The sequence below is a fragment of the Frankia sp. AgPm24 genome (genome assembly GCF_023243055.1).
Classification (GTDB): Bacteria; Actinomycetota; Actinomycetes; order Frankiales; family Frankiaceae; genus Frankia; species Frankia umida.
Window position 1 is genome coordinate 129,629 of sequence record NZ_JALKFW010000001.1, and the last position, 22,573, is coordinate 152,201.

Here is a 22,573-nt window from a genome sequence, read left to right on the forward strand (position 1 = left end):
CCGGCCAGTCCAACCGCCCCTCGGCGACACCCCGCGACACCCTGCGACACCCTGCGGCACCCGGCCACGTTCGGCGACGCGGTGACCTCTGGTCGCGTCGGTGCCGGCCACGCCCGACCGTACGGGCCGCTCAACGACGATGGCCCCCGGGATGTGTCCCGGGGGCCATCGGTGACGCAGCGGCCGTTCGGGCGCCCGCGGGGCGCCCCTGCCGTGCGGGGCGGAACTCAGATGTCGCGGTCGCGAACCTTGCCCTTGGACGCGGCCGGTTCGGCGGAGGTGGACTCGGCGGGAGTGGCCGCCTCGGCCGACGGGGCGCTCTCGTCGCCCTCGACCGCCTCCACCGCGGGTGCGTCACCCTCGGCCTCGTCGCTCTCGGCCTCGTCACCCTCGGCCGAGGCGCGGCTGGGCAGCGCGAGCTCCACCCGGCTGCCCTCGCCGTCCACCACCGCGACACTCTCCAGCAGCAGGAACAGGGCCTTGGTCCGCAGCACGTCGGCCATCAGGGCCTGCAGACCCTCGCCCTGGGCGAGCTGCTGGGCGAACACGTCGGGCTGCACACCGGAACGCTGGGCGCGCATGATGACCTGCTCCATCAGCTCGCCCTGATCGATGCCGATCGACTCGGCGTCGATGACGGCGTCGAGGATGAACTGCGAGCGGATCGCCTTGCCGGCGTTCTCCCGCACCTCGGCGTCGAACTCCTCGGCGGACTTCTCCAGAGTGGCCAGGTAGCCGGCCCGGTCGGTGCCCAGGTGCTCGAGCTCGTGGGTCAACCGGTGCTCACGCGCCTCGAGCTCGCTGGCCAGCAGCGAGTCGGGGACAGGCACGTCGACCCGCTCCAGCAGCGCCTCGAGCAGCTTCTCCCGGGCCTGCCCGACCTGCTCGGCGCGGCGGGTCTGCTCGAGGCGACGGGCCACGTCCGCCCGCAGCTCCTCGAGCGTGTCGAACTCGCTGGCGATGGTGGCGAACTCGTCGTCGAGCGCCGGCAGGTCCTTCTCCTTGACCCCGCGCACCGTCGCGGTGACCTCCGCCGACTGGCCGACCTGGTCACCGCCGAGCAGCTCGGTGGTGAAGGTACGGGACTCGCCGTCGGCGGCACCGATGATCGCCTCGTCGATGCCGGCGACCAGGTTCCCGCTGCCGACCTCGTAGGAGAGGCCGGTCGCCTCGGCGCCCTCGACCGGCTCGCCATCCACCTGCGCGGACAGGTCCAGGGAGACGAAGTCGCCGTCCTGCACCGGACGCTCGACCGGGGTGAGCTGGGCGAACCTGTCTCGCAGGCCGACGAGCTGCTCCTCGATCTGCTCGTCGGTGACCTCAGCCGCGTCCACCGTGATGGACAGGTCGGAGAACTCCGGCAGCGTCAGTTCGGGTCGCACGTCGACCTCGGCGGTGAACACCAGCTGGCCGCCGTCGGCGAACTCGGTGATGTCGACCTCGGGCCGCGACAGCACGTCGACCTCCTCGGCCTGGACGGCCTCGGAGTACAGCTGCGGCAGTGCCTCCTGGACGGCTTCGTCGAGGATCACGCCGCGGCCGAGCCGCTGGTCGAGAATCCGCGGCGGCACCTTGCCCGGCCGGAAGCCCGAGACCCGCACCTGGCGGGCGAGTTTGCGGTAGGTGGCGTCGAGCGAGGGCTTGAGCTCGTCGAAGGGCACCTCGACGGTGAGCTTGACCCGGGTCGGGCTGAGGGTCTCCTTGGTGGCCTTCACGGCGCGGCTGTCTCCTGGTACGACGTCGGACGGGATGACACGCCGAGGCTATCGGGCTGTCGGTCGGGGCGGGGAGACTCGAACTCCCGATCTCCTGCACCCAAAGCAGGCGCGCTAGCCACTACGCTACGCCCCGTGGCGTCGCCTCCCCATAGTACGGGGTAAGCTGGCCTCGATCACCTCGCGGGTGTAGCTCAATGGCAGAGCCCCAGCCTTCCAAGCTGGCCATGCCGGTTCGATCCCGGTCACCCGCTCCACCGCCGCCGTCACGGCACGGCCGTCGCACCTCGGCGTTTCGCCATCGCACCGGTCACCACCGGCCGTATCGCGCGGCCTGGTCCGCCTCGATCCGCCTCGTCCAGCCGGGCCGTCCCTCCCCCGTCGGCGATGTCCGACGTCCGATGCCCGACGGGCGTGTCGCGGGCGAGAGACGCGGCAGCCTCGCACTTCGCGGACCACACAAGGACATCGCAGGCCCGGGGCATGACGCCGTGCGGCGACCACCGGAGGCACTCTCACGCGGCGGACCTCCACATCGGACGCGCCGCACGCCACGTCGTTACAGAAGGAAACCATTCGGTGCCCTAGGGTGCCCACTGGACGGAGCCGTGACGATCCAGCCAGGCCCCGGACCGGGACGCGCGGCCCGCGGGCAGGGAAGGACGGCGATGGCAGCGAACGATCACGACGCCGGCCGACCAGGGCGGGGCACGGCGGCGGCGCGGCCCGGCTGACCCCGCCGCCGGGATGACTGTTCGGCATATCCACCGCCCGCGCGTGTCGCATCCCGCGACGTCATGGCCACGCTGCGCCGCGCTACGCGGCCTCAACATCAGTGTCCTGCCTCACATCAGCCCGACAGCTTCAGCGTCGCCGCACACCACATCCCGGCGACCGTCGCCAGGAAAGGTTCCACATGCCATCACAACGTCGTGGCTGGCTACCGGTGGCCATCGGGATCGGGATCGGGGTGAACACCGCCCGACTCCATGCCCGGGTCCAGGCGCTCGACACCATCGAGACCCTCAAGACCGCCGCGTCCGACCACGTCGACGGGATCGACGCGGACCCGTCGCCCTACCTGCTGCTGACCGGCGCCGACGTGCGACTCACCGACGCGCAGCGCCTGGCCGCGCAGGCGTACGCCACACGTCGCGGCCTGGACGTCCTCGACCTCGTGCCCGCCACGCTGTCGCCCCACCAGCTGCTCGACCTCGCGCGGATGGTCGATCCGGCGAGCTTCCCGTCCCGGCGCATCGCCCGGGGACGCAGCGCCGGGGCCGCCGTGCTGGTCCGCCGGGACGTCCTGGTCCGCTCCGGCCTTCTCGCCGCCGCTGACCCGACCCACACCACCGATCCGACCCACACCACCGATCCGACCCACACCAGCGACCCGGCCCACGCCACCGGGACGACCCCGGCCGACAGGACCGCCCAGGCCGTCGGGACCGCGGACATCGGTGGGCTGACGGCGGCGGAACTGGTGGCGTTGCTGCAGCTGGGCAAGCGGCATGCGCCGATCACCACCGACCTCGCCGTCCTGCCGGGACTCAGCGTCGCCGACGACCGCGGCGCGCACCGGTGGACGGTCCAGCGGACCGCCTACGCCTGGGAGCCCGCGCAGCTGGTGCTGCCGGCGCTGCGGGACGCGGCGATCCTGCTGACGGCCGGCGGGTGTCCCCCGGCGGCGCTCGCCGCGCTCACCGCCTCCTGGCTGCAACCCGCCGTGGTCGGCGGCCGGCGGGTGCGGGTGACCGGGGCGGATCTCGTCCGCAGTCCCCTACGGCGCCGCCGGGACGGCGTGGGCCAGCTCCGGGCGGCGGCCACCCGCGTCTGGCCCGGACGCGCCGACGAGACGCCCGCCCGGCCGTCCGCGTCCGCCGCGTCCGCGCGGGCCGGGCAGACGGGGCAGGCAGGGCCGGGCGAGCAGGGCCGTGGGCTGCGGCGGGAACTGCTCGAGGTGTCGGTGCGACCGGATCCCGCCCAGGTCGCGCGTAGTCGGGTCGTCTACCAGGCGGATCTCGCCGCTGGTCTCGATCGTTTCCTCGAGCCCGCGCAGGCGCACTGCCCCTGGTGCGGCGCCGGCGATCTTGTCGCGCACCTGCGGGGCCGCGACGTCACCCAGGGCAAGCCGGGGACGTTTCGCTACGACCGGTGCACCGCGTGCGGACACATCTTCCAGAATCCGCGGCTGTCCCTGGACGGGCTGGACTTCTACTACCGCGACTTCTACGACGGCCTCGGCGCGTCGGCCCTGGAGGAGCTGTTCGGGTTCGACGACCGGGTGTACCTGGAACGGGCCCGCCAGGCCATCCCGACGCCCCGACGCTGGTTGGACGTCGGTGGCGGCCACGGGCACTTCTGCAACTCGGCCCGGTCCATCTGGCCGTCCACCCAGTTCGACCTGCTCGACATGGGCGGCGGCGTCGAGCAGGCGCGGCGACGGGGCTGGGCCGACGAGGTCTACCGCGGTCGGTTCCCCGAGCTCGCCGACGGACTCAAGGGTCAGTACGACATCCTGAGCATGTTCCACTACCTGGAGCACACCCGTGAGCCGCAGGCCGAGCTGGACGCGGCGGCGCGGGTCCTGTCGCCCGGCGCCCATCTGCTGATCGAGGTGCCCAATCCGCACAGCCCCGCGGCCCGCTGGTACGGCTCGATGTGGCCCGGCTGGCTGATCCCCCAGCACCAGCACCTGATACCCGCGGCGAACCTCGTCGTGGCGCTGGAGGAGCGTGGCTTCGAGACCTCGGGGCCGATCTTCGGTGAGGTGCACCAGCCGGGTGATCCGCTGTCGGTGCCGTTCGGGTTCCTGCAGACGCGGGCACCCTCGCCGTCGAACCCGTGGGGCAGCGCCGAGGCGTCGACCGCGCCGCGGCTGCGTCGGGCGGCGCTCGCGACGGCGCTCGCGCCCGCCTTCGCCGCGGGTCTCGTGCTCGACGGTGTCACCCGTCCGTACCTGACCGGTGGGTCCAGGTCCAACGCCTACCGCGTGCTGGCTCGCCGCCGCTAGAGCGCCCATCGACCCCTGGCCGTGCCGGCCATGGACGCCGCCTAGTTACGCAGAGTAATCTCAGCGTGACGAGAGGGGCTCGTGGGATGGGAATGCCTGCTCGGAGACCGGTCGCGACCGGCCGCGTGGAAGCGCGGGACGCGCGGACGGGGCGAGTCGGGCGGGTGGGGCGGGCTCTGGTGGGGCGGGCTCTGGTGGGGGTGGTCGCGGTGATGGGGGTGGTGACGGCGTGCTCGGGGTCGAGCGTCGAGCATCGGTCGACGGCGACACCGAGCCCGCGGGCCGGGACGTCCCAGCCGCAGGCCCGGCCCGGCGCCTCGGCGGCTGGCAGCGACACCGCGGCGCGTCTGGTCGCGCACGCCACCGGTCCGAGCATCACCTGGTACACGGCGCCCGAGCGGGATGCCGTCGGCGGGCAGCTCACGAATCCGAACCAGGAGGGTGCCCCGCTGGTGTTCGCTGTCCGGCAGCGGCGCGACGACGGATGGCTGCGGGTGATGCTGCCGGTGCGGCCGAACGGGTCCCAGGGATGGGTGCGGATCGGTGACGTGCGGGTGACGACGACGCCCTACGCGCTGGTGGTCGATCGCACGGCGCACCGGCTGACCGTCACCCGCGAGGGCCAGGTGGTCGTCCGGCTTCCGGTCGGCATCGGCACCGGGAGCACGCCGACCCCGTCCGGCGCGTTCTACCTGACCGAACTGCTGCGACCGGGGGACCCGAACGGGCCATGGGGTCCCTACGCCTTCGGGCTCTCCGGCTTCTCGGACGTGATCACCACCTTCAACGGCGGCGGCGGCATCATCGGACTGCACGGCACGAACCACCCCGAGCTGGTCGGCACCGATGTGAGCATGGGATGTATCCGACTGCGCAACAGCGACATCGAGGCGCTCGCCCGCCTGATCCCGGTCGGCACGCCGATCTCCATTCACGGCTGACGGCGCGATCGTCTGCCGGCGAGGCGGCGATCGGTGGTTGACGGGGCGGCGTTACTGGCGCACGCGGGGCGACGTCCCTAGGCTTTTGTCATGACGGGATTTCATCTCGCCCAGGTGAACATCGCCCGCGTGCGCGAACCGCTCGCGCCGCTGTCCGTCGGTGCGCTGGCGGCTGGTCTGTCGGTACCGGCCGAGCCCGTCAGCGGTCAGCCCGGCTACCTCTGGTCGCTGGGAGCGGGGACGGAGACGGGAGCGGCGCAGGCCGCCCCGCACACGTTCCGGCTGGGTTCCGCGGAGCAGCTCGCGGCCATCGTCAACCTCGCGGTGTGGGAGTCGGTCGACGCGCTGTGCGCCGCCGTCCTGCGCAACGGCGAGGGCGCCTTTCTGCGGCGGCGCCGCGACTGGTTCCAGCCGACCCACCGGTCGACCAACGCCCTGTGGTGGGTGCCCGCAGGGCACCGGCCGGACCCGGCGGAGGCCGAGGACCGGGTGCGCCATCTGCGCGCGCACGGCCCGACCCCGACCGCCTTCACCCTGCGGCTGACCTTCCCGCCGCCGACGGCGAGCCAGACGGGGTCCGCGGCGGCGGGCCAGGCGGGCTAGGCGGGGTCCGCGGCGGCGAACTGGTCGGGGTCCGCCTCGTCGATCCAGCCGGAGAGGATCTCGCCGAACACCGTGGGGTCCTCGCCCCGGTTCCAGAACGCCGTCGCCGCCTGCACCACGACCGCGCCCGCCCGCTGGTAGTCGACGACGTCGTGCCCGTTGGTGATCCCGCCGGCGCCGACGAGCGCCACCGTGTCGGGCAGGAGCCGGCGCAGCTGACGCACCTGACCCAGGCCGATGGGTTTGAGCGCCGGGCCGCTGAGTCCGGCGAGTTCGACGTCGAGGACGGGACGTCCCGCCGCGTCGACCACGAGCGCGTTCGGGAAGGTGTTCACCGCGGTGACGAAGGCGGGCCCGCCGGGGCCGGCCCCGGACGTGGCGGCCCGGCCGAGCACGTCGGCGAGTTCGGCCAGGGCGGCGGGATCGGAGAACGGCGAGATCTTCACCCCGTACGGCACCCTGCGGCCCCCACCCGCGGTGGCCAGCGCGTCCAGGGCGGCGCCGACCTGGGCGCAGACCGCCGCGGTCTGGCGTGGGTCGAAGCAGGCGATGCGCTTCTGCGCCCCGCCGTCCCAGACGTTGGGGCAGGCGAGGTTCACCTCGATCAGGTCGACTCCGGCCGCGCCGACGACCTCGGCCATGTGCCGGTACTCGGCGACGTCGAAGCCGGCGATGCTGACGATCAGCGGCTTGCCGGCCTCGTGGGCGATCTCGACCATCCGCGGCAGCTGCTCGGCGTACTCGTCGAGTCCGCGGTTGGGCAGACCGAGGGCGTTGACGGAGAAGGTCCCGCCCGGCCAGTAGACGGTGCCGGTGTTACCGGCCCGCGGTGCTACTGTGATCGATCCGACCACGATGGCGGCCACCGCGCTGCGGGCGAACGCTTCCACGTCCCGCGGCGACTTGCAGGTTCCCGCCGCGTTCAGCACCGGATGTTCGAGTTCGATCCCGGCCAGACCGGTCATCGCTGACACCGCCGATCGGAGTTTCGTGGCCGCGGTTCGAGGATGCGCACGCCGGTTCAGGCCTGTGCCGGACGCGGACGGCGCAGGCGGCGCCGGGCCGCATGCCGGTCGATCGCCTTCTGGTAGGCCGTCAGGCGCACCGCCGCGATGCGCCGCGGTTCCAGTTCGGCGGTGCCGGCCCGGCCCCGCGCGCCGACGGTGACGGCGAGCTCGGGGTCGCGCAGGAACGGCTCGAGCGCGTCCGCGAGTGCCCGCGGGTCCTCCGGCGGCACGACCGTGCCGCCCTCCCACCTCGCCACCCAGGTCGCGACACCCGTCGTGGCGGTCGCGACGACGGGACGTCCCGAGGCCATGCCTTCCAGGCCGGCGATGGAGAAGCTCTCGAACCGGCTCGGGACGACCACGACCCGCGCCTCCTCGTACGCCTTGACGAGTTCGGGTCGGCTCAGATGCCCCGCGAACCGGCATGCCACGCCCAGCTCGGTGGCCCGCCGCTGGAGCCACTCACCCGTCGGCACACCGTCGATGACGCCCGAGGACTGGCCGGCGAGCACCACCGTGGCCGCCACCCCCCGCTCCTTGAGCAGCGCGGCCGCCGACAGCAGCACGTCGAGACCCTTGCGCCATTCCAGCCGGCCGACGACGAACAGCACCGGGTCGGTCTGCCGGGGCGGGACCACCCCGGTGTACGGGGTGCGATCGAACGGGTAGGGGATGACGTCGGCGTCCTGCTTCTGCTTCAGCCAGCCGAAGTCGCGCAACGTCGTGACGATCAGCTCGGACGGTGCGGTCCGCACGTCGGCGCGGACGGCGGAGAACCGGTCGATCCGGTCCGCCAGGGCACCGCGGCCGTGCAACTTACCCTGCCGCAGCCGGACGTCCATCATCGTCGGGGTGTGCAGGTGGATCACCAGCGGAACGTCCCGGCGCAGCGCGGTGCGCAGGCCACGGGTCTCGCCGTCCTGGGTCTCGATGACGTCCGGGTGCAGGTTCAGCCGGCGCAGCCAGAACGCGTAGGACACGGCGAGGATGAACCGCAGGGCGAGTGAGTCCCGCGGATGGTCCGCGCCCTGCATCGAACGACCGACCTTGCCGAGATAGCGGCTGACCGGTAGACGCAGAAGCGGTCGCCGATGGACGAGCACCCCGTCGTGGTCCTCGTCCGTGCGCCGGCGCCCCTGCGCGGCCACGATGTGCACCCGATGACCGAGTGCGACCAGGGCGTGCGCGATGTCGTGCGTGTAGACACCCGCCCCGTCCCAGATGATCGGGGGATACTGCTCGCACAAAAAGACGATCTCCATACCCATCCCCCACGGCGGCGAACTCCGGACGGCTCACCCTAGCGCCAGCCCGTCGCCGGCTGTCACCGGGTTTGCCGCACCGCGTCCCGCCCGGGCACCGGTTTCACCGCATGCCCCTACCACCCGGGGATTGGGCCTTGACCTGTGAATTCACTGTCAGAAAAGTGGCATGTCCACCGTGGCGGCAGCCGTTGGGACGCCGGTGTCGGCTCCTGTCCGGGCACATCCGGATGACACTGTCCGCGCCGGACTACCCCCGGCGTCGCATTCCTGTGGTACCGCTTGGGCGCTATCCCGGCGCCACATCGACGCGACCAGGTAGTAGCGCGTATCCCGGGTGTCCGGGCCGAACACCGCGGCGACGCCGACCAGCAGCGCGAATCCGACCAGCAGCGCGCACTCAGCCATGGCGCACCGCCGCCCGCACGCCGCCCGTCGATCCCGGTGACACGAGCACCGAGCCGGGACGGCCGACACCGGCGGCTCCGCGAAGCAGCGCGCCACTCCCGACGATAGCGCTATTCTTATATCTCATGTCCAACGATAGCAGTATCGACCGGGTGGTGACAGAGCTTCATCGGCTCGTCGATGCCGGCACCGTCGGACAACGACTGCCCAGCACGCGCGCGCTCCAGGCCGGGCTGGGGGTCGGCCCGGTGACGGTCCAACGGGCGCTCGGCCGGCTGGTCGCCGAGGGGCGCCTGGTCACCCGGCCGGGCTCCGGCACGTTCATCGCGTCCCGGCACACCACCCGGACCGGCGACACCGACTGGCAGCAGGTCGCGCTCGGACCAAGCCCGGTGCATCCCTCCGGCCTCGACCAGGTGGTCCATCTCGCCAACGCGCCCGGTCTCCAGCTCGGCGCCGGCTATCTGGACGCGGGCCTGCGCGCCGATGCCCGGCTGGCCACCGCCCTGGGTCGCGCCGCCCGCCGGCCGGACGCCTGGGCCAGCCCGCCCGCGGCCGGACTCCCCGAGCTGCGCAGCTGGTTCGGCCGCCAGCTGGGCGCCGACCCCGAGCACGTCCTGATCACCTCGGGCAGTCAGAGCGCGCTGTCAGCGACGATGCGGGCGATCCTGCCCGCCCGCCACCCGGTGCTGTTCGCGACGCCGACCTATCCCGGTGCGCTCGCGGTGGCCCGCAGCGCCGGCCTCACCCCGATCTCGGTGCCCTGCGACCGCGACGGCCTCCGCCCGGACCTGTTGCGCGATGCCTTCGCCCGCACGTCCGCCCGGCTGCTGGTCATCCAACCCACCTACGCGAACCCGGGCGGCAGCGTGCTGGCCGCGCACCGGCGCGGCGAGATCCTCGACATCTGCCGGGTCGCCGGCGCCTTCGTCATCGAGGACGACTACGCCCGCTGGCTGGGCTTCGCCGGCGAGCAGACGCCGCCGCCGCTGTTCGTCGACGACGACCGCGGCCAGGTCATCACCATCGTCTCCCTGACCAAGATCCTCGCACCGAGCCTGCGGGTGAGCGCTGTGATCGCCCGCGGCCCGGTGATGAACCGGATCGGTGCGATGCGCATCGTCGACGACTTCTTCGTCTCCCGTCCCCTCCAGCACACCGTGATCGAACTGGTCAGCGGCCCCGGCTGGGCCGCGCAGCTGCGGGCCGTGGGCACCGCCCTGCGTGAGCGGGCGTCGGCCCTGGTCGCGGCGGTCGCCCACGAACTGCCCGACTGCGCGGCCACCCCACCGCTCGGCGGCATCAGCATGTTCGTCGGCCTGCCCCGCGGTGTGGACGAGGGCGCGACCGTGGCCGCGGCGGCCCGGCTCGGCGTCGTGGTCGGCCCCGGCCGGTACTTCACCATCGGCGAGCAGGAGACCGCCCACCTGCGGCTGTCCTATGCCGGCATCCGGGCGCAGGACATCCCGACCGCCGTGGCGCTGCTCGCCCGTGCCCTGCACGACAGGTCATGAGCCCTCGGCGGCCCGCGCGGGCCGCGCCGAGCCGACCAGATCACGCCACAGCACCGGCAGCGACAGCGTCACGACCACGACCAGCAGACCCGCCAGCACGAACGGCAGCCGGTGGTCGACGGCGAAGATCGCACCCGAGACCAGCGCCGCCAGCACGGTCGTCGCCGTGCGCACCGTCGCGAACAGGCCCTGGGCCCGACCGGTGGCTCCGCTGGCCGCCCCCTCCTGGGCCAGCAGCGACTGCTCGGCCGGATTGATCACGGCGAGGACGACGGCCTCCAGACAGCCGACGACGAGGATGATCGACAGCGAGTGCAGCATCGGGTAGCTGACCAGCGCGACCGAGCGCAGCAGGGCCGCGACCACGATCAGCGCCCGCCGGTCCAGCCGGTCGGCCAGCTGCCCCGCCGGCCAGGCGAACAGCAGGTACGGCAGTCCGAACAGGGTGAACGTCAATCCCGTGAGCTCCACCGACACACCCTCGCGCCGCATCAGCAGGCTCCAGCAGGTCTCGTAGACCCCCGCCGCGAACCCGCCGCTCGCCCCGCACAGCAGCAGCCCGACCACCCCGGGCGTCAGCAGCCGCGTCACCCCCGGCCGCTCAGGTCCCGGACGTCCCGGGCGCCCCATACGTCCCGGCCCTGCCGTCGGCGTGATCATGACCTCGGCGGTCAGGCCCTCGGTCGACGCCCGCACCGGCCCGGTTCGATCACCTGTCGTGCTCGCCAACGCCGCCGTTCCCCCGACCCCACGCGAACCGCCGGCGGACGGCAGCATCCACAGCACCGGTATCGACGCCAGCACCGCCGCCGCACCCCCGGCGAGAAACAGCTCCCGCATGTGCTCGATCCCGGCGAATCCCCCCAGGACCGGACCAAGGGTCACACCCAGCAGCTGGCCGGTGTACACGGCGCTGAACGCCCGCCCCCGGGCCGACGGCGCGACCGTCACCGCGACCGCGGTCAGCGTGGCGACCTCGAACGCACCGGCCCCGGCGCCCTGCAGCACCCGCAGCGCCGAGGACGCGAGCACCCCCTCGGTCACGAACAGCCCCGCGCAGCCGGCCGCGTAGGTGGCCAGTCCCGCCAGCAGCACCGGCCGGTGGCCGTGGAGTCCGGCCAGCCAGCCAGCCACATACTGCGACAGCAGCGCCCCCAGAAAGAACGCCGACATCACGACGCCGACACCGGCGACGGAGACATCGTGATCGGCCAGATACAACGGCAGAATCGGAGCGATGGCGAAACCGCCGAGCCACTGCAACAGGGTCGATCCCGCCAGCACCCCGAGCAGTCGCCGCGAGGCGCCAGCCCCGCTCTCCCCCGGCCGCGCCGACCCGCCCCTGCGCACCGTTTCACCCGATTCGCCGTGTTGATCCGGTTCCGCGGTGCCCACCCCGTCCGCGCCCTGGTCCTATCGTGCCCACAGATGCCTGGCAATCGGGATGTTCCGGGTGCGGCCATGGTGTCGGCCGGCCGGCGCGGATCACACCGACCTGCACCGGGAAAGGACCGCCGGCCATGTGCTCTTCGAGCACAACCGCCCCGCTCTGACCCGCGGCCCGATCACCTACCAGCTGTGTGGGCTCGCCCACTGGTGCGAGGAGATCGGCGATCTCCTCGCCGGGCCTGCCCGCACCTCGGACGTCCGCGCCGCCTCGCCCGAGGCAGACGCGGGTGTCAGCGGCGGGTGAGGCGTCCGGCGGGCGGTTGAGGCTGGTGGGCGCCACCGCTGCCCGCCGAACCCGAACCCGCGCCACCGGTGGGCACCGGTGCGGGGGCGATCCGGGTGACCTTGGGTTCGATACGCCGCAGCATGAGGGTGGTCAGGGCGAGGGCCACCACGCCGATCATGATGCCGAGCACGATGTCGGCGGTCCAGGTCGCGGTGGTGTGCTTCCACAGCTCGTCGGGTGGGTCGCTGCGCAGGGCGGGATTGCCCAGCTTGGCGACGGCGTTGAGGTCGTCGGTGCTGGCCAGGGCCGCGAAACCCCAACGGGCGGGGGCGAGGAAGCTGAGCTGTTCGAAGACGAGCCGGTTGCTCATCGACGTCAGACCACCGGAGAAGACCAGCTGACCCATGGTGACCAGGACCAGGATCGGCATCGCCTTGTCGGCGTTGTCGATCAGACTGGACACGAACAGGCCGATCATCATCGAGGCCAGCGCCGCGACGATGACCGCGACCAGGCATTCCAGCAGCGGCGAGCCGAGGGCGACGGCCTCCGGTGGGGTTCGACCGGTGACCGCGATCAGGGTGAACACGACACACTGCGCGGTGGTGATCGCCGTCAACAGAATGATCTTTGAGCCGAGGTAGGCGGTCCGGGACAGACCGATCGTGCGTTCCCGCCGGTAGATCGGTCTTTCCTTGACGATTTCCCGGACGGCGTTCGCCATCCCCATGAAGCAGGCGCACAGCACCAGGACGACGAGTACCTTCGTCGCGTCGGTGTTGGGTGCCTGGGGCAGCGGGCCCAGCCCGTCCGGTGCCTTGAGCACCCGTGGAACGATGCCGAGGATGAACGGATAAGCGATGATCAGTCGCAGATAGGAGCGGTCGGCGAGCACGACCCGCCAGTATCGCCGGGTCAGGGTGTACAGCTGTGAGAACACCGGCTGTTGGCGGATGCTCGGCAGTTCCGGTGGGGCCCGGCGCACGGCGGGCGCCACCACCGCCGAGGGCACGAAGAACTCCGAGTCACGGAACCGGCGGGCCATCTCGGCACCGGGGGTGGCCTCGAGCTCGCGGAAGACCGCGGCGAACTCACGGAAGTCCTTCTTGCCGAAGAACCGCAGCGCCCCGTCGGCCGGGCCGAAATAGGCGACGTGACCGCCGGGTGCCAGGACCAGAATGAAGTCACACAGGTCCAGGAAAAGCACGCTGTGGGTGACGACGATGACGGTGCGGCCGGTCTCGTCGGCCGAGCCCTCACCGCCGCCCTTGGCCAGCCCCCGCAGGGTCTCCATGACCGACTGGTCGTTGGCCGGGTCGAGCCCGGAGGTGGGCTCGTCCAGGAACAGCAGGGACGGGCGGGTGAGCAGCTCCAACGCGACGCTGGTGCGCTTCTTCTGACCGCCCGAGAGCCGGCTGACCTGGGTGTCGGCGTGGGCGGTCAGGCCGAGCTGACCGATCACCTCCTCGACCCGGTCGCGCCGTTCCTGCGCGGTGGTGTCCTTGGGGAAGCGCAGCTCCGAGCCGTAGAGCAGCGCCTCGCGCACGGTGAGCTGGTCGTGCAGGGGGTCTGCCTGCGGGACGTAGCCGATGCGGCGACGCAGCTCGTCGTACTCGGCGTAGAGGTCACGTCCGGCGTAGCGGACGGCACCGCGGTCGGCGGGGCGGAAGCCGGTGAGGGCGTTGAGCAGGGTCGACTTGCCCGCCCCGCTCGGCCCGACGACCCCGAGCAGCGAACGGCCGGGCAGCCGGAAGGTCAGGTCGTGCATGAGCTGCTTGGAGCCGGCGAACACCGACAGGTCCTGCACCTCGAAGGCGACGTCACCGGAGTCGACGTACTCGACGAGGGTGTCGCCCTCGAGCTGGAACAGGTGGTGGCCGACCGCGAGCACGTCGCGTTGCAGCACCGGTGCGCGGCCGACCCGCAGACCGTTGACGAACGTCCCGTTCGCCGAGTCGAGGTCGACGACCTCCACACCGCCGAGCGAGATCCGCAGTTCGGCGTGGTGGCGCGACGACAGCAGGTCAGCGACCATGATCTCGTTGTCGCGGGAGCGCCCCATCCGCATCCGGCCTGGCTTGAGGGGATGCACCCGCCGACGGGCGTGCACGACCGCGCTCTGAGTGGTCGCCGGGTCGACCGGCCAGCTCCCGGACGGCGGACCCGGCTGCGCACCCGGGCCCACGCCGGACGGCGAACCGGCGCCAGCACCCGCGGACCCGCCCGTCCCCGCCGCACCGGGCGGGGCGCTGACCGCCGTGACCGGCGTCGGCGGCACCTGGGGCGCCAGCGACCCCACGGCCGCCTCACCCGTGCCGCCCGGTGTGCCCGCGCCGCCCGTGGCGCTCATCCCGCGGGTCGGCGCCGTCGGGGGGATGTTCGAACGCACCGGTGTCAGGACGACCTCGGGGCCGTCGGCCGCGCCCAGGCGCAGCCGCACCTCACCCGGGATCTCCACGTCGCCGATGCGGCGCCCGTCGCGCCACAGGCCGTTGGCGCTCACATCCTCGACCCGCCAACCGACCGGCGAGGGATGGAGCACGAAGTGCCGGCGTGACACTCGCCCATCATTGATCGTGATGTCGGCCGCGCGGGCCCGGCCGACAACGACAGAAGCGTCGCCGGCGAGAGTCACCTCCCCGGCCGGGGTGTTGACTCTGAGCGGGGTCGTCCCAGCCACGAACTTGTCTCCCTCGATCGCCAGACGCACCATAGTGTGCCTGGCCGAGGGCCCGGTTCCCGGCCCCTTGCAGGACATGTCCGAAAGTCGACCGACTCCGGACAGTCGCGGTCCACTCAGAGCCTGCGGTAGCGAGCCTCGAAGAAAGAGTAGACGCCGAACAGGACGAGTCCCAGTGCGCACAGGGTCAGCAGCACCTGCCCGTAGGCCTGGTCACCGAGCGTCTTGAGGGTCCCGTCGAGCCCCTTGGCCTCCTTCGGGTCGAACTCGATCGCGGCCCGGGTGACGAACACTCCGGCCAGCCCGATGACCACGCCACGCACCACGTAGCCGACCATGCCGGCGGGCTTGGCGATCCGGTGCGCGATCCGACCCATCTCGCCGGTCCTGAGCTTCTCCTCGAACGTGCGCCCGACACCTCGGATGATCATGCCGATGCCGACGACGACGACGATGACACCGACCGCGCCGACCAGGAACCGTCCGGCGTCGTTGCGCATGAGCCGCGCCGTCCACGGCGCCGGGTCGCCGGACCCGCCGCCCCCGGAGAGCAGGAAGTGGATGGTACTGCCGGCGATGACCAGGTAGATGACGCCGCGGGCCACGCTGACCAGCCGTTTGGCGGTCCGCTTCTTCGCGTCGCGTTCGCCCTGCTCACCGACGGCGCCGTCCAGCAGCCGCCAGATCGCGTAGCCGAGGAAACCCAGGACCAGGATGACCAGCACCACCGAGCCGAACGGTTTGTCGCGGATCTCGCCGAGCGCGCCGGAGCGGTCGGTGCGGGCGCGGCTGAGCCCGAAGGCGACCTGGAGGGCGAGCACGCCGATGAGCAGGTAGACCAGCCCGCGTCCGGCGAGTCCGACCCGCGCGGCGAGGTCGAGCGTCCGTGAGTGTCGGGCATCGTTCGCCTTGCCCTTGACCTCGCCGGACACCCCGGCCGCCTGCACCGACACAGTGATCACTCCCTCGCGGTCCACTGGATCGGATGATCCGGTGGACCGATGCCCGCGCCCGTGCTGGTGAAACCGGGACGGATCAGCGGGTCGTCGCGGGGTGGATCAGATAGCGGGCGAGCACCACGTCGTCGAGTTGGCGCACCTCGGCGAGCCGCATCCGGGCGCGGGCGTCACGCGGGAACCGCCCTGGCCCCACGAAGGCGGGGGCGTCCGCCTCGCCGACGAACAACGGGGCGACCACGAGGTGGAGCTCGTCGACCAGCCCGGCGGTGAGGAACGCGGTGTGCACCGAGGTGCCCCCCTCGACCAGCAGCCGCCGCACCCCCCGCCGCGCAAGATCATCCAGCACTGTCGCGACGTCGATCAGCCCGGCGCGCCCCGCCAGGGCCGGCAGTTCCACCATCACCGTGCGCGACCCGCCTCGCCGCCCCGGCCGGTCGCCGGCAGGACGGTCGCCGGCAGGACGGTCGCCGGCAGGACGGTCGCCGCAGGTGTACACGAGGACGTCCACCGGATCGGTATCGAACAGCCTGGCAGCGGGGTCGAGCGTGCCGGATCCGCACAGCACCACCTTGCGTGGCGTGGGCTCCAGCCCCGCGGCGACCCGCGTCGCACGCCGGACCTCGGATCGCACCGCGAGCCGCGGATCGTCGCGCCGGACCGTACCCGCGCCCACCAGGATCGCGTCACAGCCGGCGCGCACCTCGTCGACACGGTCCAGGTCGGCGGGCCCGGACAGCATCAGCCGCTGGTCGGAACAGTCATCGATCCGGCCGTCCACGGACATCGCACAGCTGCAGATGACATATGGCCGTTCGGCGGACCGGTTGTCCATGCGGCGCAGCATCGCATGTGGGGCGGGACTACCGTCATCACCTGTGCGGATCGCTACATGGAACATCAACTCGGCGAAGGCCCGGCAGGCCCGGCTGATCGAGTGGCTGGATCGCGCCGAACCGGACGTGGTGTGTCTCCAGGAGACCAAACTGTCGGACGAGGCCTTCCTCGAACTGTTCGACGAGGATCTGTTCCGCCGCGGCTACCGCGCCGCCCACCATGGGGACGGCCGCTGGAACGGGGTCGCGATCCTGTCCCGCGGCACCCTCGACGACGTGGTGCGCGGCCTGCCGGGCGGACCGGGCTTCCCGGATCCCGAGCCGCGCGCGATCGCCGCGACCTGCGACGGGGTCCGGGTGTGGTCGCTGTACATCCCGAACGGACGCGCCGTCGACGACCCGCACTACGCCTACAAGCTGACCTGGCTCGCCGTGCTGCGCGACGTGGTCGCGGCCGAGGCCGCGCACGGCCCGCTGCTGGCGCTGGGTGACTTCAACATCGCCCCCACCGACGTGGATGTCTGGGACCTCGCCCAGTTCGAGGGCTCCACCCATGTCACCCCGGCGGAACGTGCCGCGCTCGCGGAGATCCTCGGCGTTCCCCTCGTGGACGTGCTGCGCGCCCGCTGGCCCGAGGACATCGTCTACACCTACTGGGACTACCGTCAGCTGGCCTTCCCGAAGAACAACGGCATGCGCATCGACCTCACCCTCGCGACCCCGGACGTGGCCGAGCGGGTCCGCGCTGTCTGGGTGGACCGGGCCGCCCGCAAGGGCACCGGCACCAGCGACCACGCGCCGGTCGTCGTCGACCTGGATCACGCCCCGGACGGGGACGTCGGCCCCATGGTGCCGCCGCCGTCGGCACGCACGTCGTCGGGTCGTGCCTCCTCCCGCGCATCGTCCGCCTCAGCCGCGGGCGCACCGCGCCAACCCTGACCACGGGCGCACCGCGCCACCTCTGACCACGGGCGCACCGACGCACGCGGGGGTGTCGGGGTGCGCGGGCGGAACGCACCCCGACCGGCTTCTCATGCGCCCGCGGTGTCCGTGGGCGCGTCCGGCGCGGCATCCGACCCGGTCGCGGCGCTGCCCACGGCCAACGCCGGCTCGCCGGGCTGCCGCGCCGCCGTCGCCGCGACGGCGATCCGCGTGGTCCTCGGTGCGACCGCCGCGCCCGCGAGCCGGACGGTCAGCACGCCACGCTCGTATCCGGCCGAGATCCGGGACGCGTCAACCCGCTCGGGCAGACGGAACTCGCGGCGGAAGCTGCCGGACCACCGCTCCCGGTGCACCCGACCATCCCGCTCCTGCTCATGGTGCCCCTCCCGCTGACCGCGCACGACCAGACGGCCACGGTCGATCTCCACGACGACGTCGCGCTCCACGTCGATACCCGGCAGCTCGAGGTTGATCAGCACATCGTCGCCATCGGCGATGACATCGGCGGACGGGACCGCCACCTCGGCGGGCACCGCTCGGCCGGCGGGCACCGGACGGCCGGCGGGCACCGGACGCCGGGTGCCCCACGCCCGCCGGACGATCTCCTCGAACTCCCGGTCCATCCGACCGAGCGCGGCAAACGGATCCCACAGGTAGGTGCTCACAGGACTCCCCTTCGTTGATCGACTCGCCGTTGACCAGCTCTTCGTCGGCCAGCTCTCCGCTGATCGCCTCACCATGACCACGCCTCCGCGTTCATCCCTCCCTCATTGTTTATGAGTCTAGACGACTCAATCTTACGTCGACAAGGGGGCTCAGAAGTCCTGGACTCATCCGTCGTGATCGTGATGCCCCGCAAGGCCGCGACCCGGCCATGACTCCCCATGAAACAGTCCAATACCCCCCAAAACCATCACAACTATCGTGCCGTCGCCACGGATTCCCCTCGGGCCCACGCCTCGCCGCCCCCACGCGCGAACCCGCCGACCACCAGCCGCCGACCACCAGCCGCCGACCAGCCGCTGCCGACCAGTCGCCGCTCGGCATCAGCGCGCCGGGCGCCATCGTTTGCCGTCGCGGCTCTCGGACGCGAGTGAGTGCCGCCGCACCGGGGCCCCCGAACGAGGGGCCGACCGGGGGCGAACAGCTCTTCCCACCGCTGCTGCGCTGGGATTGCGGGCCATCCCGGCCCGGACATGCCCGCACCGCGGCGCGCACCCGGAAGAGGGCCTCCAGTCCGCACCGTCCAAGCCGGCAGGCGCCGCCCCGACCCGACCCGGCCACTCCCTCCAACCCACGCCCTCCAATCCGGGCCCACCGACCGGCCGCACCGACCCGGCCCCGCCCCACCCCGCCGCGCCGCGCCGCGCCGCGCACCAGCCGACTCCACGGCCATCGCGAGCCGCGGCACCCTCGGGACGGCCAACGCGGATCCGCCGGGACGCCCGCCGCGACTCCGGAGGATCTCCTCCCGGCGCCGAGCGACCAGCGGGTCCGCCGGCCGCATTACCGACGTGTTGACCAATGTCGTGCCGTCGAATCGAGATTCATGTCGCTAAAGCGACAACAAACCGACCCTTCCGTCAGGGACAAGGAGGGCCTGGATAGCTATGTCATAGGACCGTGATATAAAGATCGACGCCAGCTGGAGAGGGGATCGTCAAGGTGGGTTGTTCGGGCCCGTGGAGCGGATCGTCCGGGTACGGCGCAGGTTTCCGTGGCGCGCTCGGCACGGTTTCGAAACCATGTCACCCCTGGCCCTCTCACAGCCGTCACCCAGGCAGCACACAGCCGCCGGACGGATGCGACGTCCCGAATGACGCTCCGGGCACGCCACCGGGACGACCCGCCGGGACGACCCCGTGCCGCCTGGATCAGTGGCGGCTGCCGACAGTGCCCGGCCGCACCGCTCGAAACACGCACCAGCTGATGAGATCGTCCGGCCGGCGAGGTTGAATCATTCGGTGCAGCCGGTTCACCCGGCGAGGTTGGATCAGTCGGCGAGGTTGGATCCGTCGATGAGGGCGGCGTGGTGGTGGGCATCCGCCGGGTCGGTGTGGGTGGGCCGCCGGTGGTGGCAGGAACCGGCGGGCAGTGCGCGGCAGGCTGGCGACGCGGATGTCGCGGGCGGCACAGGACGAGGGAGCGGCAGTGAACGAAGGTGATCGGCGCGCGGCCCTGGCGGTCGCTCAGCTCAGGAGCGCTTTCCTCCCGAGGTTGGACCTCGACATGCTCCCCGACTCGGTGGTCAGCCGGTTTCGCGAGGTCGCCGCTCGGCTACCCGACACACCCGCGCTGGTCTCGCCGGGTGTGTCGATGACGTTCGCCGAGGCCGACCGGCGCACCGATGACATCGCGGTCGCCATCCTCGGTCGACTCGACGCGAGCGAGGTCGGTCCGGTCGCCACCCTGCTCCCGCATGGCGTGGCCGGGCTGCTCGGCCTGCTCGCGGCGATGAAGACCGGGCGGGCCGTCGTCCCGCTCGACCCGATGGTCCCGCCGGAGCGGATGGCCCAGATCGTGCGTCAGGCCGGCTGCGCCGTCCTGCTCACCGACCTCGCCGACAGCACCGTCGAACGCTCGACGGTGGGCCTGCCCCCGCTCGACACCGGCTGGTCCGAGGCGCCGGCGGCCACCCGCGTCAACGCGGAACCGCTGCTCGACCTGCTCGGCGGGGCCGGTCCCCAGCTGATCCTGGACGTGGCCGCCGCGGCCAGCGACGGCTCGGAATGGATCACCGCGAACGGTTCGGACGCGGTCTGGTGGCCCGAACCCCGCCTCGACGAGCCGGCCTGCATCGTGTTCACCTCCGGCTCCACCGGGGCGCCCAAGGGCGTCGTCTGGACGCATGGGACCTTCCTGAGCGAGGCCTGCGCCGGTGCCACGCGGCTCGGGTTCGCCCCGGGCGACCGGGTGGCGCTGGTGCTGCCGTACTCGTTCGCGGCCGGCGTCACCGTGGTGGTGTTCGGGCTGCTCAACGGGGGCGGTCTGTACGCCTACGATCCGCGGTCGGCGGGTGTGCGCGGCCTGGCCGACTGGCTGGTCACCCAGCAGCTGAGCGCGTTGGCGACGACCCCGTCGCTGTTGCGGGCGCTGCTGGGCACCCTCGAGGTGGACGAGCCGCTGCCCGACCTGCGCATCGTGATCACCTGCGGGGAGGCCTCGTACGGGCGGGACATCGCCGCGCTGCGCACACATCTGCCCGCGACCTGCACCTATGTGAACTGGACGGGCGCCTCGGAGATCGCCTCGCTGGGCTTCCACGAGATCCCGGCCACGGCGGTGCTGCCGACCGGGACGATCCCCGGCGGGCGGCCCGCTCCCGGCAAGGAGGTCGTCCTGCGCCGTGAGGACGGCTCGCTCGCCCCGCTGGGCGAGGTCGGCGAGGTCGAGGTGACCTCGGCGTACCTGTCCGCCGGCTACTGGCAGAACCCGGCGTTGACCGCCGAGAAGTTCACCCCGCTGCCCGATGGGCGCGCCACCTGTCGCACCGGCGACCTCGGGCGGTGGGAGCCGGACGGCACGCTGGTGCTGCTGGGTCGACGTGACGCCGCCGTGAAGATCCGCGGCTATCTGGTCGAGCCGAGCGAGGTGGAGGCCGCGCTGCTGCGCTCCCCCGAGATCGCCGAGGCCGTCGTCACCGCGGTGAGCAGCCCCGACGGGCCGAACCGCCTGGTCGCCTATGTCGTGCCCGCGGTGCACGGCAACACGCTTTCCCCCGCCCGGGTCCGCCGGGCGCTGCGCGAACGTCTGCCGGTCTGGATGGTGCCGGCGACGATCGTGCCGATCGCCGAACTGCCCCGCAACGAACGTGGCAAGGTCGACCGCGGCGCCCTGCCCCCACCGCCCCAGCCGGCGGCGGTGTTCAAGCGTCCCCGGACGCAGTGGGAGATCGTCGTCGCCGACATCTGGACGCGGGTGCTCGACCTCGAGGAGGTCGGCATCGGCGACGACTTCATGGAGCTTGGCGGCGACTCGCTTGCCGCCAACGAGCTGCTCACACTCGTGCAGGAGCGGCTCGGGGTGTCCATGTCCTCGTCCACCCTGGTCGACTCGCCGACCCTCGGTGCCTTCGCCCACGCGCTGTCGCTGGCCCAGCAGTCCGGGCCACGTCACCCCACCGTCGTGCCGCTGCGGACCGTCGGCTCACGCCCCCCGCTGTTCTGCTTCGCCGGCGCCGGTGCCCTCGCGCTCGGCTTTCACTCGCTGGCCCGCCGGCTCGGCGAGGACCAGCCGGTCTACGCCTTCCAGGCGCACGGGCTGGAACGGCGCGGCTTCCCGGACTGGAGCGTCGTCAAGACCGCGCGACGCCATCTTGAGGTGATCCGGCTGCTGGCGCCGCGCGGCCCGTATCTGCTTGCCGGGCACTCGCTGGGCGGCCTGATCGCACTGGAGATCGCCCAGCAGCTCACCGCGGCCGGCGAGGAGGTCGGATTCCTGTCCATCATGGACACCTATCTCCCGTCCTCGCTGCGCATCGAGCCGGGCGACACACCCGACGGTCCGCTGCGCCTGGCCGCCGCCAGCAGCACCACCGGTACTCCCAGCGCCACCAGCGACGGGCCGACGAGTGCGGACGCGCGGGCGCATGCCAGCTCCTACCGCCGTCGGCTGGCCCGGTTCACCCAGCGACTGCTGCCCGAGCAGCGGACCAATCTCGCGAACATGTCCACGTTGAAGAAGATGGTGCAGATACCGCTGACCGGGATGGTGCAGTTCGGCGGAACGGAACAGTTTGATGTGTTCTTCAACCACGGCCGGCTGCTGGAACGTTTCTACCGCCCGGGCCCCTGGGCGGGCCGCACGCTCGTCTACCGCTCAGCCGAGAACCCGGACCCGGAAAATGCCTGGTCAACCTACCTGACCGGCAGCCACGAGACCTACTACGTCCCATGTGAGCATTTCTACCTGCTGCGCGAACCACATGTCATCAGGATTTCCGAGCATTTCCGGGCCGAGATCGACCGGGTCGTCGCCGAGCAGGCCACCCGGGGGTGACCCCCGGGTACCGCCCGCCTGCT

General features: G+C 72.2%; 15 protein-coding genes and 2 tRNA genes. 8 read left to right on the forward strand and 9 right to left on the reverse strand.

The features are described 5' to 3' along the window. Nucleotides 1-227 precede the first annotated feature (227 nt). Together tig and MXD61_RS00570 are read right to left on the reverse strand one after the other, a co-directional pair. Entirely contained in the window at nucleotides 228-1,715 is a 1,488-nt protein-coding gene (tig, locus tag MXD61_RS00565) for a trigger factor (RefSeq protein WP_248810699.1), read from the reverse strand. Between the two features lie 63 nt (nucleotides 1,716-1,778). Continuing rightward, nucleotides 1,779-1,851 (reverse strand) — tRNA-Pro (locus MXD61_RS00570). 47 nt (nucleotides 1,852-1,898) lie between these two features. On the opposite strand from MXD61_RS00570, the gene MXD61_RS00575 reads away from it, so the two are divergent. The 4 genes from MXD61_RS00575 to MXD61_RS00590 all read left to right on the forward strand — a co-directional run bounded on the left by MXD61_RS00575 (nucleotide 1,899) and on the right by MXD61_RS00590 (nucleotide 6,272). After that, a tRNA-Gly gene (locus tag MXD61_RS00575) sits at nucleotides 1,899-1,972 on the forward strand. A 659-nt stretch (nucleotides 1,973-2,631) separates the two neighbouring features. Beyond that, nucleotides 2,632-4,728, forward strand: a complete 2,097-nt coding sequence (locus MXD61_RS00580; RefSeq protein WP_248810702.1) for a class I SAM-dependent methyltransferase — start codon at nucleotides 2,632-2,634, stop codon at nucleotides 4,726-4,728. Between the two features lie 164 nt (nucleotides 4,729-4,892). After that, the gene (locus tag MXD61_RS00585; protein WP_248810704.1) at nucleotides 4,893-5,669 is read left to right on the forward strand and encodes a L,D-transpeptidase; all 777 of its coding nucleotides are present in this window, start codon (nucleotides 4,893-4,895) and stop codon (nucleotides 5,667-5,669) included. 90 nt (nucleotides 5,670-5,759) lie between these two features. Continuing rightward, nucleotides 5,760-6,272, forward strand: coding sequence for a DUF3291 domain-containing protein (locus MXD61_RS00590; protein ID WP_248810707.1), 513 nt, complete (start codon nucleotides 5,760-5,762; stop codon nucleotides 6,270-6,272). On the opposite strand, the gene MXD61_RS00595 is transcribed toward MXD61_RS00590, so the two are convergent. Together MXD61_RS00595 and MXD61_RS00600 are read right to left on the reverse strand one after the other, a co-directional pair. Beyond that, nucleotides 6,269-7,237, reverse strand: coding sequence for a dihydroorotate dehydrogenase (locus MXD61_RS00595; RefSeq protein ID WP_248810716.1), 969 nt, complete (start codon nucleotides 7,235-7,237; stop codon nucleotides 6,269-6,271). The genes MXD61_RS00590 and MXD61_RS00595 overlap by 4 nt on opposite strands. Nucleotides 7,238-7,293: 56 nt before the next feature. Continuing rightward, nucleotides 7,294-8,541 carry a glycosyltransferase family 4 protein gene (locus tag MXD61_RS00600; RefSeq protein WP_248810718.1) on the reverse strand — a complete coding sequence of 416 codons (1,248 nt, stop codon included), beginning with the start codon at nucleotides 8,539-8,541 and terminating at the stop codon, nucleotides 7,294-7,296. A 560-nt stretch (nucleotides 8,542-9,101) separates the two neighbouring features. Here MXD61_RS00600 and MXD61_RS00605 point away from each other — a divergent pair. Further along, nucleotides 9,102-10,463: a PLP-dependent aminotransferase family protein gene (locus MXD61_RS00605; RefSeq protein ID WP_248810719.1), complete on the forward strand. Its 1,362-nt coding sequence runs from the start codon at nucleotides 9,102-9,104 to the stop codon at nucleotides 10,461-10,463. On the opposite strand, the gene MXD61_RS00610 is transcribed toward MXD61_RS00605, so the two are convergent. After that, entirely contained in the window at nucleotides 10,458-11,813 is a 1,356-nt protein-coding gene (locus MXD61_RS00610) for an MFS transporter (RefSeq protein WP_248810721.1), read from the reverse strand. The two genes, MXD61_RS00605 and MXD61_RS00610, sit on opposite strands and share 6 nt — an antisense overlap. Before the next feature lie 103 nt (nucleotides 11,814-11,916). On the opposite strand from MXD61_RS00610, the gene MXD61_RS00615 reads away from it, so the two are divergent. Continuing rightward, the gene (locus MXD61_RS00615; protein WP_248810723.1) at nucleotides 11,917-12,156 is read left to right on the forward strand and encodes a DUF962 domain-containing protein; all 240 of its coding nucleotides are present in this window, start codon (nucleotides 11,917-11,919) and stop codon (nucleotides 12,154-12,156) included. Here MXD61_RS00615 and MXD61_RS00620 read toward each other — a convergent pair. The 3 genes from MXD61_RS00620 to MXD61_RS00630 form a co-directional block, all read right to left on the reverse strand. After that, complete coding sequence (locus tag MXD61_RS00620; protein WP_248810725.1) at nucleotides 12,143-14,851, reverse strand: ATP-binding cassette domain-containing protein; 2,709 nt, start codon at nucleotides 14,849-14,851, stop codon at nucleotides 12,143-12,145. The two genes, MXD61_RS00615 and MXD61_RS00620, sit on opposite strands and share 14 nt — an antisense overlap. 83 nt (nucleotides 14,852-14,934) lie before the next feature. Next, a complete protein-coding gene (locus tag MXD61_RS00625; protein WP_248810727.1) occupies nucleotides 14,935-15,771 on the reverse strand; it encodes a DUF1206 domain-containing protein in 837 nt (278 codons plus the stop codon). Nucleotides 15,772-15,853: 82 nt separating this feature from the next. Then, complete coding sequence (locus tag MXD61_RS00630) at nucleotides 15,854-16,609, reverse strand: dihydrofolate reductase family protein (protein WP_248810729.1); 756 nt, start codon at nucleotides 16,607-16,609, stop codon at nucleotides 15,854-15,856. A 43-nt stretch (nucleotides 16,610-16,652) separates the two neighbouring features. Here MXD61_RS00630 and MXD61_RS00635 point away from each other — a divergent pair, with 43 nt between their 5' ends. Continuing rightward, nucleotides 16,653-17,549: an exodeoxyribonuclease III gene (locus tag MXD61_RS00635; RefSeq protein WP_248810731.1), complete on the forward strand. Its 897-nt coding sequence runs from the start codon at nucleotides 16,653-16,655 to the stop codon at nucleotides 17,547-17,549. A gap of 92 nt (nucleotides 17,550-17,641) precedes the next feature. Here the strand turns inward: MXD61_RS00635 and MXD61_RS00640 are convergent, their stop codons facing one another. Beyond that, the gene (locus MXD61_RS00640) at nucleotides 17,642-18,217 is read right to left on the reverse strand and encodes an Hsp20/alpha crystallin family protein (RefSeq protein WP_248810733.1); all 576 of its coding nucleotides are present in this window, start codon (nucleotides 18,215-18,217) and stop codon (nucleotides 17,642-17,644) included. 1,486 nt (nucleotides 18,218-19,703) lie between these two features. Here MXD61_RS00640 and MXD61_RS00645 point away from each other — a divergent pair. Then, nucleotides 19,704-22,550: an alpha/beta fold hydrolase gene (locus tag MXD61_RS00645; RefSeq protein ID WP_248810735.1), complete on the forward strand. Its 2,847-nt coding sequence runs from the start codon at nucleotides 19,704-19,706 to the stop codon at nucleotides 22,548-22,550. The last annotated feature ends 23 nt before the right edge of the window (nucleotides 22,551-22,573 follow it).

Bases quoted from the DNA above. Each gene is read 5' to 3' on its own strand.
- MXD61_RS00580 (WP_248810702.1), top strand. From the start codon at position 2,632: ATGCCATCACAACGTCGTGGCTGGCTACCGGTGGCCATCGGGATCGGG.
- MXD61_RS00590 (WP_248810707.1), top strand. From the start codon at position 5,760: ATGACGGGATTTCATCTCGCCCAGGTGAACATCGCCCGCGTGCGCGAA.
- MXD61_RS00595 (WP_248810716.1), bottom strand. From the start codon at position 7,237: ATGACCGGTCTGGCCGGGATCGAACTCGAACATCCGGTGCTGAACGCG.
- MXD61_RS00600 (WP_248810718.1), bottom strand. From the start codon at position 8,541: ATGGAGATCGTCTTTTTGTGCGAGCAGTATCCCCCGATCATCTGGGAC.
- MXD61_RS00620 (WP_248810725.1), bottom strand. From the start codon at position 14,851: ATGGTGCGTCTGGCGATCGAGGGAGACAAGTTCGTGGCTGGGACGACC.
- MXD61_RS00630 (WP_248810729.1), bottom strand. From the start codon at position 16,609: ATGGACAACCGGTCCGCCGAACGGCCATATGTCATCTGCAGCTGTGCG.